Consider the following 13,717-nt stretch of genomic DNA (forward strand, 5'->3'; position numbering starts at 1 on the left):
TTTCTCAACCTAATGAGGTACACCTATCTTGATTTGTCTTCTATTCCTTATTCCCTATTTCCTAGAACCAACGAATGCGCGTACCTCACGCTTCTTGGGAATTGCTATAATTAATAATTACCTCTACTTGAAAAGAAGAGGATTGACTAATAATGAAAATTTTTTCTTCTCTTGGTCGATAAAACTTTTTCAATGTAAAGAACTTGGCCAAAGAGAGGTAATAATTAATAATTAATTGTTTTCCTACAGAATGCTACGCAAACGGCAGTCGCTAACATCAAAATTTGTCTAACACTAGGGTATTGAATTTGAGACAAAAAAACCGATAAAATACTCTTGTTAACTTCTAACATTAAACAGTCCAAAAATTAACAAATCTAATATGAAATTAATCAAAGGCTCAAAAACACCACCCCTCTTTCAGAAACTGCAATTGCTTCTCGCTCCACTCAATACTCTTGAATCCTATGCCAAAAAGTATGGAGATATTTTTACCATGATCACTGCTGCAGGTAAAGTTGTAATGGTCAGCAGTCCACAAGCTTTACAAGAGATATTAACAAAGGATAATAATGAATATGAAGCTCCTGGTAGTAAAATTTTACAACCTTTCTTTGGGGAATACTCAATGTTGTCCTTAGAAGGCGATCGCCACCGCCGAGAACGCAAATTATTAATGCCTCCCTTTCATGGCGACAGAATGCGGAACTATGGTCAGTTAATCTGTAACATCACCAAAGAAGCAGCTAGCAACTTAAAAGTGAGTGAAACATTTATTGCCCGTAAACTGATGCAAGAAATTACGATGCAGGTGATACTTCAAGCTGTGTTTGGTTTATATGATAGTCCCCGGTTATCAGAAATCAGGTCAATGTTGGCAGATTTTCTTGAACTCACAGCTTCTCCACTCCGAGCTAGTTTATTATTTTTTCCGGCGTTGCAAAAGGATTTAGGTCCTTGGAGTCCATGGGGTAAGTATAAGTGTCAACAACAAAAACTTGATGAACTCCTATATACAGAAATAGCCACTCGTCGCTCTCAATTAGATCCGAATCGTACTGATATCCTTACCTTAATGCTATTAGCACGAGATGAAGAAGGTCAAGGTATGACAGACCAAGAAATTCGGGATGAGCTGATAACTATGTTAATTGCAGGTCACGAAACTACTGCAACTGCTCTTGCTTGGGCAGTTTATTGGGTTCACAAACAACCAGAGGTATATCAAAAGTTGATGGAAGAGTTGACAACTCTGGAAATAGATGCTGATCCCATGACAATTTTCCGTTTACCCTATCTCACAGCAGTTTGTCAGGAAACCTTACGAATATATCCAGTAGCAATTTTGACATTTCCTCGTCGGACAAAACAATCTATTGAGTTGCAGGGTTATAGCTTGGAAACAGGTACAATGATTGTTGGTTCTATTTATTTGACTCACCAACGAGAAGATTTGTACCCAGAACCGAAAAAGTTTAAGCCAGAGCGATTTCTAGAGAGGCAGTTTTCCCCATATCAATATTTGCCCTTTGGAGGTGGCAGTCGTCGCTGTTTAGGAATGGCACTAGCAAATTTCGAGATGCGTTTGGTATTGGCAACTCTATTATCGAATTTCGAGATGGAATTAGCAGAAAATCAACCAGTGAAACCCCAACGTCGAGGATTAACTTTAGGACCCAAGGGTGGAGTAAAAATGCTAATGAAAGGTAAACGCATACTGTCACAAACAAAACCTCCCTCTGTTGCAACTGTATAACATATTAGACTTGTCGCTTTAGAAATTAAAAATTCCCCAAAAAATTTGTTCTGTAAAGATTACTGCCCCCGAAACTTCACCAAAGTACTTTTAGCATTAACTAACTGCCTCCATTCCTTAGCAGTAATAGGTTGCTCTCCAATAGCTAATTCATCTTGATATTGAATCAGAACGCTATTAGACATCTGGGAAAAATCAAAAATCAAATCAATTCTCACGCTAGATATATCAATTCTTTCTCCCTACTGCCTACTGTCTACTGCCTACTCCCTCTTTTCTGGAGATGTCTATTATCCAGACATGATATAACTACATCTAGGTTATACCAATTCACTTTCGCTGAATAAACAAAGCGATCGCTCCTAAAAGAAACCATCCCATTACACCAGCTAAAGGATTACCATTTATCCCAACTATCCATTCTTCGACTACACTAGAATATTTAACTAAACCACCTACATTAATAATGTAATAACCCCACACAAAACCAGCATGAATACCAATAGACAAACCCAATAATTCTTGTTGAGAAGAAATCAATTTATCTTTTTCTTTTAGGTTTAATACCCCGCTATCTACACGGTGTTGATAATTAGTTGGGTTTTGAGTCACCATCCACTTCTTCCTTCTTCCTTTCAAAGGGGGGCAAGGGGGGATGCCTTCTTCCTTCTTCCTTTCAAAGGGGGGCAAGGGGGGATGCCTTCTTCCTTCTTCCTTCTTCCTTCTTCCTTCTTCAACTGATCCACGTTTTGCCCAAACAAAGATTAAACCTAACAACACCAAACCAGGAAACTGAAACCAAGTCCGCAAAATTTCCTCAACTGGTTTAATAAAGTGTAGTAAAGCATACACAATACTACTTACCCACAAAGCTACTTTTGGTTTGTAGTCTCGCTCCAACTCATCCAATAACCACCCTCGAAATAGTAACTCCTCAGCAAAACCAATACCCACAGATACCAATAAACCTTCCAGAATAAATTGAGGTAACTTTGCTGAAGGTGACTGCCATATTACCCATCCCAGAAACGTTTCTAAAATAAAAAAACCAAACAGACTAACTAAACCTATTCCTAAACCTTGAAAAAAATTCTGAAAGTTGACCCTACTTATTTCTAAACCGTAGTGACGTAGTAGGTGTGGTTGTTGATAAACTTTCTGTCCCCAAAACTGGACCAAAATAATAAACTCTGTATATAGGATAGCGATCGCCAATATACTCGCCAAATTTGCATCTCGCCCAAAAAAATATATTGGTGCTGCTAGTGGTATCCAACCCAGAAATAATGTTAAAATAAAAATTCCTATTCTGATAGGAACCGAAAACTTTGCAATTTTGCCAAATGATAAATTAGGCACTACCAACACCTATACAAATGAGAAACCGAGCTTCTCAAGGTAGAAACTCGGCTTCTATATTACAATTAAATCACTCATCAGGTTCTATAGTGCTAGTTAGTCCCTGATTTTTTAAATTTTCGCAATAAAACTCAGCGTGTTCTAAAGCGCAGGTAATCACCAATGCAATACCATTACTGTGAGCTTCCATCATAATATCGACAGCTTGGGGTTGAGTTAGACTCGGCACTGTCTTCATCAATGCTTGCACTACATACTCCATACTATTAAAATCATCGTTATGGAGTAAAACACGATAACGTGGTGCAGGTTTACGGACTGTGGAAGTGGAACGCTTTTCTATAGTCTCGACAGACACTACTCTATCCTGATTAAAAAATTCTAATACGACATAGACACATTAGTCTAGACCAATGCTTAGGCTAGACATAAAGTAGAAATACTTAACTCTGTTCAATAATATTTGCCAAATATTTTACCTTTCAGGAATGCTAACTCATTAGAACTTACCCGAAAACAAACATATAGCTAAATATTATTTGATATATATTTTGGCCTACACTCAAAAATTATGAGCATATATTGGAAATATCATAACATAAAACTTAACATTGCTCAACAAGGTAAATCAAAAAAATCAAAATTAGGGGGTTATCTGACTTTTGACCTTTAAATTTTGACTTAATCGTTCTAATTTGAGAATTATGATAGTATTAATCAAAAAATTTCCAAATTAGGTAATTTACTGATGGTTATTTATGCTTACTTAAGGACAAATAATCTACCTGGTAAAATTATACATACTTGCTTGTCAAACTAGGAAAGTAAAAATCTAAATTTAGCTCGTCCACTATTAGTTTATAGCCTAAGCTCCATAACTTAACTTTTATTTATATGAAACGTAGACCTCAAACTACCACCCAACCATCTAGATTCAACTATGCCACTATAGCAATTTTAGGAGGAGTATTTGTTTTAGGTATTGGCATTGGCATTGCCTTTAGCTCTACCGCTAACTTTACTCCCCAAAATGTGGCCTCTCGTGAATTTATCGATCGCAGCGTACCAAACCCAGAACTTTGTGTACAGTTTGGAGCTAGTGCTATGGTAATGAATATGAGAGTTTTCTTGACTCTAAATCCTTTTAATGTATATGTATCTCAACCAAACATAAAACCAGGGTGTGTCATCCGCAGAAATAACTGGTCAATTCTAGAGAAAAGAAACTTAGTCAACAATGAGCAAGTACGTGATTGTAAAAATCGGATGAATACCTTTGGTTATACAGGAAATATTAATGACGATCCAGAGATTAATTGTATCTATCAAAACGATAGTGCTCAAAACCTTTTCTTGCCCGGTCAGTTAGGACCTGGGGGGAATGCACCTGAAAATAACTTCTAGTTGAAGTTTAGCAGGGAGTAGGGAGAGTAAACATCAGAATAATTAACAAGAACTGGGGTGCTAATTATCAAAAATGTGATTCTGTCTATATTAATTACTTAATTAATTACTGAATAATTGAAGTGCTACTTAAGTTAAGCATTAATGCATATTAACTTGTATTATATCATCTCCGGATAATTAGTGATCAAAAAAACTTTCTCCTTTTCCTCCTCTTCTTTCTTCCCTCCTGACTCCTGACTCCTGACTCCTCCGTCGTTTATTTATTCAGTATTCAACCGGACATAATATTGCTCCCTTTGTCTACCTCTAAAAACTGCCAATATCTTCGTAGAACCTAGAACGAGGTAAATCCTCAACTACACGAACTTCTATAATATTATTGCCTTCTAGGATAACAGAACGAGGAGAAGTAAAAACAACACTACCAGCACCAAGAGCTGCTCCTGCCAGAAAACCAAAACCTGAACCTGTCAGTAGTAATAATCCTAACCCCCCACCAGCGCTACTGGCAGCCAAAACTTTTTCATTTATATTACGATGGCCTCGGAGTAATTCTGATTCAGCAGAAAAAGGAATTAAGCGCTCATCTACATATATAGCTCTGGCGATAAATTTACTTCCATGAGTCGTAGTATCAAAACCACCAACTACAGGCGTTCTAGCTGGTACTATAACTCTACCAGATTCGTCAACGATCGCCTCTTTGAGCAGCAAAACTTCCTGTATCTCAATATCTCGTGGTAATGTAACATCTTGAGATGGATAAATTAAACCTACAACTTCTCCTTCCTCAATTAATATGGAAGAATCATCTTCAGATTGTTTTTGTCCCGATGACCCCGGCAAAGGTTCTCCAAAAGTAATTACACCTACTGATTCTGTAGTATTGTATTTTGATTTTTCTCTGGACTCTGGAGGAAGTGAAATAACCGTCTCTTGTTCCTCTCTAGTCTGAAGTGTCGGTGTTTCTACAACCTGAGAAGTTTCCGTTTCAGGCTTTTCATTACCCAGAGCATCTACTACTGGAGACCTAAGTCTACCTGGCCTATCAGTGGGAATGACCAAAAATGGTATAGAAGGCTCCGCAGAAGGCCCTGGGTTGGGTAAAGGAGATTCCTCTTCCGGAGCGGTGTCTAACAAACCTACACTATCCTTCTTTAGTTGAGTAGAAGCTTGATTATTTTCTTGTTCTTCTTCTTCAGTAGTTTGAGAATTTTCTACTTCTGTAGTTTCTGGCCCAGTCGCCTGTCGCTCTGAAATTATTGCTTCTGGTAGCTCTGAAAATTCCCCCTCAGCCACAAGCAAACGTAACTGCCAACTATTTTCCTGTGACTCGACCTGTTCTAATTGTACTTGTTTAGTAGATATAATCACTTCAGGAGCAAAATCTATAATAACTTTTGCTTGTTCTGGTAGTTCTTGAGAAAGACTAACTCGGCGCACCAAACCTGCGGGATATAACTCAGTCACATCTACACTAACCTCAGTATTAGGAATGTATACAATTAGACGAGCTGGTTGATTTTCCACAGAAAAACTAGGAGTTGTACCTGATGGGAGAGTAAACTGGAGTTGATTATTGTCTGAGTCAAAAAACCAATTTGTTAAGAAGGCTGCAAAAACTGGCCGAGTAAAACTAAAATTAATTACCAGTGTTCCTACTAATCCAATAAATTTTAATAAAAGCTTTAATTTTAACAGATTTTTTGGAGATGAATATTGATTGGGCATAGCTAACTCCTCACGATTCTCTCAAATCTACAACCATTTTTGATTAACCTACAACCTACAAACTAAAATTTTGGACAAAAATGGTGCATTATATAAAATAAATTAGATAAAATTCAGATTAACATAGAATGGTACAAGCACCAGCAAAGATTCAAACTACAGAATTAGCTACCCTCGCAATAGACCTAATTCGTCAGGCCGGGTGTGAATATGGGGATATTCGCTTATGTATTTATCGCTCTCAGAATTTAACAGCTCGCGATCGCTCTCTCAACAGATTAGAAGATAGGGTCAACTCTGGTTTTGGAGTGAGAGTTTTGCTCAATGGTGCATGGGGTTTTGCTGCCAGTCATCGCCAAAGTCTAGAAGAGGTAGCTAGAATTGTTGCTCTAGCAGTAGATATTGCTAAGGGTAGTCGTCTCTGTCAACAGACACCAGTAAAGTTAGTACCTGTGGAAACCCACCGCGATAGTTATGTTACTCCGATTGAAATTGACCCTTTTACAGTACCCATTGCGGAAAAGGCAGAATTACTTTTAAATTTGAATGAAAAATTATTGAGTTATGAAAAGCGAGGAGTGAAAAAAGCTGCTTCTTTTCTTCGCTTTACTAAAGAAGAGAAAATATTTGCTTCTACCAATGATTCCCTCATTGAGCAAACAATTTACCGCAGTTATCCTGGATTTACTTGTACAGCTATTGCTAATAGTGATGCTCAAAGTCGCAGTTACGAACGACCTCCTTTGAATATTGGTTATGAGCATATTAACCCCACCAATCTATTGAGTCAAGTAGAGCGAGTTGCGGAGGAAGCAATTGAAAAAGTTCATGCTCCCAAAGGACCTGCGGATATTCGCTCCACTCTAATTTTAAAGCCAACGAATCTATTTTTAACCATCCACGAATCTGTTGGACACCCCACTGAATTAGATAGGGTTTATGGTTATGAATCTAATTTTGCTGGTACCAGTTTTGCCACTACTGATAAAATGGGTAAACTTCAATATGCTGCTCCCTGGGTGAATTTTAAATGCGATCGTACTCAACCAGGTGGTCGTAGCACAATGGGATATGATGATGAAGGTGTGAAGTCACAAGAATGGTATGTTGTTAAGGATGGGATATTGGTTGATTATCTCACAGACCGAGAAACAGCTTATCGACTTGGACGTGGTAGTAGTAATGGTTGTGCTTTTGCTGACAGTTGGTCGAGTGTACCGATGGTACGCATTCCGAATTTGGGGTTAGAAGCGGGTGCTGATGGTGGTAGTCATACTGCTACTTTAGACGAAATGATTGCTGATACTGAAGATGGGATTTTAATTGATGGTGTTGGTAGTTTTTCTATTGACCAACAACGACGGAATTTTCAATTTGGTGGAGATGCGTTTTGGCAGGTGAAAAAAGGGAAGGTTGTGGGAATGTTGAAAGATGTTACTTATCATTCGATGACTACAGATTTTTGGAATAGTGTTGATGCGGTGGGAAGTGCTGCTGAAAGGGAGCAGTGCGGTACGAATATTTGTGGGAAAGGGGAACCGATGCAGTTAGCTCAAATGACTCATAGTTGTGTACCTGTGCGGGTGCGCGATATTGTGATTGGTAGTGCTTCGTAGTACCGCTACGCGGAAGTTAAAAGTCAAAAGTTAAAAGTCAAAAGTATTGATTTGTATCAGATAAGTTAACCACATAATCAAAATCAAAACCCTTGTAGGGAGGGCGAATACCATTTGCTAACGCAAAGCTTCGCTAACCCCCCTACAGATGGTGGTTTCAAAGTCAATTTGCGTAAGTCCTGTACTCATAAATTGTTGGACTAATACATAAAAAAGAATCACGTCAATAAAACTATTGTTATTATGCAATCTGATAATAGTAAACAGATAAAAAAAAATATTGCTAGTAGAAAATGAGCCTGCCATCCGAAGTGAAATTGCTAGTTATTTAAAAGAATTGGGATATATTCTTGAAGTTGCAGAAGATGGTGAGACTTGCCTAACATTGCAAGAGATATTTAATCCCGATCTAATTATTTTAGATAGAAATTTACCGGATAGTAATAGTTATGACTTATCAGTTAGTCTAAAAAAAAAGGTTCCTAATTTAATCATAATTATGGTAGCTGCACCCTCAGATAAACTCGATAAGATAAGAGGGTTTTGTGCGGGAGCAGATGATTATTTAACCAAACCATTTAATCTTAATAAATTGAAAGCAAGTATAGAAGATTTGTGCAAAATTAAAGAGCATTCAAATTTTAAAATCAACCGTCTTAAAAAACTTAATTCACTATTAGGAATAGACTTTTCACACCTGATTAATAAAGGTGAAAGATTAGGCAATTTGAAAGATGAGGTTATTTTATCTTCTGCCACAGCAGTTGAAGATTTAGTGTCAGCAGTTCAAAGAGCTATAGATACTCGTAACGAGAAAATCAGGCGAGTGGGAAACCCTTTTACACCAATGACAGGTTTGGAACCTACTGTTTTTGGCGGCAGAACACAGGAACTCCAATTCTTTGAAGATAAGCTCAATAGAGCAATTTATAGTAAATACCGGGAACACTTCCTAATTCTTGGTGATTGGGGAATAGGTAAATCAACATTGTTGAGGGAATATAAAAAAATCTGTCAAAGTCGTGGGTATATTTCATGTATTGTTCCCATCGAACCTATTCAAGCAGATTCAAATTTACTGGATGTTGCTCGTATTATAGTAGAAGGTATTTTACACGATCTACCTTACCCTGTTGAGCGGTTTCAGAAAGTGCTTGAATTCTTAAGCGCTCTGGAAATTAATATACTAGGAACTGGACTAAAGATTGAGCGTAACAATAATAATAACCAGAAGATCATATCACCTAAAGCTTTTTTAAGAGACACTCTCACTAAACTATGGGAAGACATTAAAGATAAAACCGATGTATTTGTCATCCTGCTTGACGACCTAGAAAATTTGGCAGCAGTTCCAGAGATTTTGATGACATTAAAATCAGCACTAACAGATTCACTCATGGAAACTAAAATTCTAGTTGGTTTGGCATCAACTTCCACAAATTGGGTAGAGATAACATCTGTTCAAAAACACCATCCCGTCTCTAGATACTTTTTGTCTAGAGTCGAATTGACTTCCTTAACTGAAAAAGAAGTTCAAGAAACCATCCGAGAATCTCTTGCTGGAACAGGAGTTTCATTCAGTCAAGAAGTTATGCAGAATATATTAAAATATTCTGGGGGACATCCATTTGAGATGCAATTACTCTGCTATCACCTTTTCAGTAATCATCTGTCAAGATATGTGGAAATTGACATTTGGGAAAAAGCTTTACAAGCAACTGTCAGGGATGTGGGAAATGCTATTTTTGAAAAGTGGTGTTCTGACCTCAGTGTTGATGAGGCAAAAGTTCTGAGAGTGCTTGCTGAAAATGATAATTCTGTAACACTTGAAAAGCTAACTGCTAGTTTTGAGGTGAAAAACCTAATGATTCCTCTGAAGTATTCAGTTGAAGAAGTATTGAAAAGTCTTTTGCAACGAAAGCTGATTAGTAGAGATGTTTATGGTAATTATGTAGTTAAGGATCGGATGTTTTGTACCTATTTAATTACTCACCTAAATTACCCATTAATCTAGTGCCGCTACGCGGAAGTCAAAAGTCAAAAGTCAAAAGTCAAAAGTATTAATTGGTAAAGCTTTTAGGATTTTGTAACTGGTTAGTTATTTCTGCCATCCTGCACTAGAGCGTTGTCAAGTTCTTTTAAAACAACAGTTGATGATTAAATCCGATAAATTTGATAAAAATATATTCAAACTAATTCAAGCTATTTTACCTGAATTAATAGGTTTTCTAGGATTTATAACTATATGGCAACTACTAGCAATGCACTATAGTTCAATCATTCTACCTTCTCCTCTAGAAACTCTAGTTGCTCTGAAAAATTTGGCAAGGGAAAATAAATTAACTTTGGCTATTTTAACTACTACTTTAAATGCCATTAGTGGTTTCACAATAGCAACATTAAGTGGCTGTTTCCTTGGAATAATAGCTGGTATAAAACCTTTGATTAGTCGAGCGGTCAGACCTCTAATTACTGCTTTGCAAGGAGTACCACCTATTGCTTGGATTGTTATTGCATTACTTTGGTTTGGCACTGGTAATTCTACTTCAATATTTACCGTTGCTGTTGCTACTTTACCAATTATCTTTATTGGTGCTGTGGAAGGTGTGAGAAATATCAATTCACAGCTAATCGAAATGGCTTTTACTTTTAAAATCCCTATCAAAAATTTATTATTAGACTTATATTATCCGCATTTATTATCAAGTTTATTTCCTTCAATAACATCTGGATTAGGATTAGCTTGGCGAGTGGCAATAATGTCTGAGTTATTATCATCAGAAACAGGTATTGGTGCAGAAATGAATCTAGCTAGAATTAATCTTGATACAGCGGAAGTAATGGCATGGGTGGTTGTAACAGTGGTATTAATTTTGATATCTGAATATTTAGTTATTCGCCCCATCCGTAGATTTTTAGAACCTTGGAATTATGGTGAAAAAAATCAGTAAAGAAGGAGACAGGAGAAAGGAGACAGGAGTCAGGAGTCAGGAGACAGGAGGGAAGAAAGAAGGAAGAAACAAAAGTAAAGATAATTTCAGTATTTATAAAGAGAATTATTTTTGACAAAAAAGCTGTTTTGGCAATTTTATTCAGAGTTTTATTCTTCATAGATTTTGCAGTGCTGCCTAGTTGAAGTTAACAATTAAAATCTGAACAGTATCCAACCAGAAATAGCGCCTAAAAAAATCATCAAAATAATATTTACCTTCCAACGAAAATTTATCAGACAAGCACATAGAGCAATCAACAATGTTTGCCAATTAATAAGTGTCGATCTAGATAATGTCAGAAAAGCAGATGCCATCAAAGCAATAGAAGTAACATTAATCGCATCAAGTAATTCACAAGTCCAGCGAAAATTACGCATTTGTGGCACCAAAGAATTGAGTGCAGCACTAAACAAAAATGCAGGTAATAAAATTGAAATAGTCCCTACTATTGCTCCTGGTAATCCTAATAATAAATAACCGATAAAAGTGACGCTGGAAATCAAAGGTCCTGGTGTGATTTGTCCGATAGCAATAGCATCCAACAATTGTTGCTGAGTTAACCAATGAAACTGATCTACTAAATCTTGTAGGAAGGCAATTAATACATAACCACTGCCATATAATAAACTGCCTACCTTCAGGCAAAAACTACTAAGTTTCCATAGAGATATCTGGGATTTTGTCAGGATATCAATTAATAAAAATATTCCCAGGAGTATCAATAAGATTATCAGTGTTTTTGGTAATCGAATTCTAGAATTTTCCGAAGGTCTATTTACCGGAGTTTCAGTGGTAAATTCTCGATAAAAATGAAGCCAAAATATACCCAAAAAACCCCCAAGAAGAATAACAATTATGTTATTTAATCCCAAGATTGATGCTGGTATTACAAAGATAACAATTACTGCCAAACTCCAGTGTTTTATTGCTGTTTTGCCCAACTTATAGACAGGCAGTAAAATTAAGGATAGAACAACTGGTTTAATCCCATCTAGAAAAGGTGTAACTTCAGGAAGTGAGCCAAATTGATTGTAGAGGATAGCCAAAGCAATTGCAATTAGAGCTGATGGGAAAACTAAACAAAGACCAGCAATAGCAAATCCCCATCATCCACTTTGCAAATAACCAACATGAGTAGCAATTTCCACAGTATTTGGTCCAGGGAGCAGGTTGGTAGCACCAAAAAAGTCGATAAATTGGTCTTGAGTAAGCCATTTTCGCTTATCAGTAACTTCAGATTTTATCATAGCAATAATGGCTGGCATACCACCAAAACCGATACTACCTACTTTGAGAAAAACACTTGCTAGTTCGAGGAGTCGTTGCAATTTTTCTTTGCTAATCAATGACTTTTATCCTTAACTAATTTTCTAAGTAATTAATATATAAACATCTCTTAAAATAGTTGAATACCTATTATAATTATTTTTTAAGGAGCCTTAATTTATAATATATTTGATTTTTATACTCTAATAATGATAGCAATTATTGGGTGGATCTCAATTTTGAATAAAGCCAAAAAATTATTGCTTTTAGGCAACAGGCAACAGGCAACAGGAATTATATAGGAAAAAAGTATTTTTGCAAATATGAGATGCACCCCAATTATGATACTGTTGATGTTCAAAATTATAGGTTTTATGGAAGAGGGAATATAGCAAAAAAATACAAGTTTACCCCGACAATGAAAAATGGTATATTCGAGAAAATGAGTATTAAAAATTAGCTCCTAAGTTGACTATCCCCATCCATTTTTTCTTCCTTCTTCCCTCTTCCTTCTTACCTCTTCCTTCTTCAAAGTTCTCCGCAAACTGAACAATTTGGCTGCTTATAAATATGTGGTGATGCAGCTCTTTTATCTGAACCAGCGGGTACTGGTGCTGAACTTCGCGGTCAACAACAAGGATTAGATATAAAACTGGCGATTAATTTACAAGAAGAATGGGGAAAAGTGACAGGTAGAGCGCCTCGTTTTCCCCAGGCAGGAACTTTAGCTTTAACTTCTTTAATTGATAAATATCCCGGTCTAATTCAGACTATTCAAGATGGATTAGTTGAAGCGGTAAATTGGTCTCAAAAAAATCCTGATGATGCTGCTGCTTTGGGAGCAAAATATCTAGGATTGAAAGCTCCTGTTATTAAAAAATCTTTGGGATATACGCCATTAGAAATGGTGAGTGCTAAGGATGCAAAAGAGGATTTAGAGTTTTGGTATTCTCGTTTATTGGAGCAAAATCCTAAACTTTTTGGTGGAAGTTTGCCCGATGATGAATTTTATTATGGATGATAAATATGACAGATTTTTTTAATCGCTGAAGAAACTAATTTGCTGCATCTCAATTTTGAATAAAGCAAAAAAAAATCGCTTTTAGGGAACACAGAATAGGGAACATAAAGTACTTTAAACTTTAAGTTTTAAATAAATAATAAATAGTATTCTCTTAACTACTTGACTTTTTTTTAGGATACAGCAGATTCCAATTACATGAAGTACAGATATTAATAATTAAATGTTCCCAGTCCGAGCATCTTGCTCGCGAGGAAGCATCTTGCTCGCGCGGGTGTACCTCACCAAAGTGGAATCCGCTGTATCACTACTTGTACACCACTAGCCTATTTTAACGGATAAAAATTAATTAATAACACAGTTTTTTCTAGGGTTTTGGTAATTACCGAATAATTAATAATTAATAATTAAATAATTCGCGCCTTGAAGCCTCCCCTTTTAAGGGGAAAAAAGTGGTCGATCTTCGCAGCTTACCGTAGGGTGGGATGGATGGGTTTCCTAACCATATCCAATCGACCAAGAGAAGAAATAATATTTCCTGATATTCAATCAAGAGCAGTTTTAAACA

General features: G+C 36.5%; 11 protein-coding genes and 1 pseudogene. 7 read left to right on the plus strand and 5 right to left on the minus strand.

The window, feature by feature from the left end:
* Positions 1-382 precede the first annotated feature (382 nt).
* Positions 383-1,756 carry a cytochrome P450 gene (locus tag F6K18_RS08880; protein WP_287520187.1) on the plus strand — a complete coding sequence of 458 codons (1,374 nt, stop codon included), beginning with the start codon at positions 383-385 and terminating at the stop codon, positions 1,754-1,756.
* 59 nt (positions 1,757-1,815) lie between these two features.
* Here the strand turns inward: F6K18_RS08880 and F6K18_RS08885 are convergent, their stop codons facing one another.
* From F6K18_RS08885 to clpS, 3 genes are all read right to left on the minus strand, one after another.
* Positions 1,816-1,941 (minus strand): SNF2 helicase-associated domain-containing protein, encoded by a 126-nt coding sequence (locus tag F6K18_RS08885; RefSeq protein ID WP_287520188.1) that lies wholly within the window; start codon positions 1,939-1,941, stop codon positions 1,816-1,818.
* Between the two features lie 145 nt (positions 1,942-2,086).
* Positions 2,087-3,115 (minus strand): lysostaphin resistance A-like protein, encoded by a 1,029-nt coding sequence (locus F6K18_RS08890; RefSeq protein ID WP_287520189.1) that lies wholly within the window; start codon positions 3,113-3,115, stop codon positions 2,087-2,089.
* Positions 3,116-3,185: 70 nt separating this feature from the next.
* Positions 3,186-3,473 carry an ATP-dependent Clp protease adapter ClpS gene (gene clpS, locus F6K18_RS08895; RefSeq protein ID WP_124144428.1) on the minus strand — a complete coding sequence of 96 codons (288 nt, stop codon included), beginning with the start codon at positions 3,471-3,473 and terminating at the stop codon, positions 3,186-3,188.
* Positions 3,474-4,009: 536 nt separating this feature from the next.
* Between clpS and F6K18_RS08900 the strand changes: the two genes are divergently transcribed.
* Complete coding sequence (locus F6K18_RS08900; protein WP_124144427.1) at positions 4,010-4,519, plus strand: DUF3172 domain-containing protein; 510 nt, start codon at positions 4,010-4,012, stop codon at positions 4,517-4,519.
* A gap of 309 nt (positions 4,520-4,828) precedes the next feature.
* Here the strand turns inward: F6K18_RS08900 and F6K18_RS08905 are convergent, their stop codons facing one another.
* Positions 4,829-6,253 (minus strand): AMIN domain-containing protein, encoded by a 1,425-nt coding sequence (locus F6K18_RS08905; protein WP_287520191.1) that lies wholly within the window; start codon positions 6,251-6,253, stop codon positions 4,829-4,831.
* A 128-nt stretch (positions 6,254-6,381) separates the two neighbouring features.
* Here F6K18_RS08905 and F6K18_RS08910 point away from each other — a divergent pair, with 128 nt between their 5' ends.
* From F6K18_RS08910 to F6K18_RS08925, 4 genes are all read left to right on the plus strand, one after another.
* Positions 6,382-7,869 (plus strand): TldD/PmbA family protein, encoded by a 1,488-nt coding sequence (locus tag F6K18_RS08910; RefSeq protein ID WP_287520192.1) that lies wholly within the window; start codon positions 6,382-6,384, stop codon positions 7,867-7,869.
* A gap of 280 nt (positions 7,870-8,149) precedes the next feature.
* Positions 8,150-9,883, plus strand: coding sequence for a response regulator (locus tag F6K18_RS08915; protein WP_287520194.1), 1,734 nt, complete (start codon positions 8,150-8,152; stop codon positions 9,881-9,883).
* 139 nt (positions 9,884-10,022) lie between these two features.
* Positions 10,023-10,820 (plus strand): ABC transporter permease, encoded by a 798-nt coding sequence (locus F6K18_RS08920; RefSeq protein ID WP_287520196.1) that lies wholly within the window; start codon positions 10,023-10,025, stop codon positions 10,818-10,820.
* On the plus strand, positions 10,801-10,935 hold the full coding sequence (locus F6K18_RS08925; RefSeq protein WP_287520198.1) for a hypothetical protein: 135 nt from the start codon (positions 10,801-10,803) through the stop codon (positions 10,933-10,935). Before F6K18_RS08920 ends, F6K18_RS08925 begins: the two co-directional genes overlap by 20 nt.
* Before the next feature lie 79 nt (positions 10,936-11,014).
* Here F6K18_RS08925 and chrA read toward each other — a convergent pair.
* A pseudogene (chrA, locus tag F6K18_RS08930) lies at positions 11,015-12,208 on the minus strand (chromate efflux transporter).
* A 605-nt stretch (positions 12,209-12,813) separates the two neighbouring features.
* On the opposite strand from chrA, the gene F6K18_RS08935 reads away from it, so the two are divergent.
* On the plus strand, positions 12,814-13,149 hold the full coding sequence (locus tag F6K18_RS08935; RefSeq protein ID WP_287520200.1) for a hypothetical protein: 336 nt from the start codon (positions 12,814-12,816) through the stop codon (positions 13,147-13,149).
* Positions 13,150-13,717: the final 568 nt, after the last annotated feature.

Source organism: Okeania sp. SIO2C2 (genome assembly GCF_010692625.1).
GTDB classification, from domain to species: Bacteria; Cyanobacteriota; Cyanobacteriia; order Cyanobacteriales; family Microcoleaceae; genus Okeania; species Okeania hirsuta.

Coding starts and splice junctions, on each gene's coding strand:
- F6K18_RS08880 (WP_287520187.1), top strand. CDS start 383: ATGAAATTAATCAAAGGCTCAAAAACACCACCCCTCTTTCAGAAACTG.
- F6K18_RS08885 (WP_287520188.1), bottom strand. CDS start 1,941: ATGTCTAATAGCGTTCTGATTCAATATCAAGATGAATTAGCTATTGGA.
- F6K18_RS08900 (WP_124144427.1), top strand. CDS start 4,010: ATGAAACGTAGACCTCAAACTACCACCCAACCATCTAGATTCAACTAT.
- F6K18_RS08905 (WP_287520191.1), bottom strand. CDS start 6,253: ATGCCCAATCAATATTCATCTCCAAAAAATCTGTTAAAATTAAAGCTT.
- F6K18_RS08910 (WP_287520192.1), top strand. CDS start 6,382: ATGGTACAAGCACCAGCAAAGATTCAAACTACAGAATTAGCTACCCTC.
- F6K18_RS08920 (WP_287520196.1), top strand. CDS start 10,023: ATGATTAAATCCGATAAATTTGATAAAAATATATTCAAACTAATTCAA.
- F6K18_RS08925 (WP_287520198.1), top strand. CDS start 10,801: ATGGTGAAAAAAATCAGTAAAGAAGGAGACAGGAGAAAGGAGACAGGA.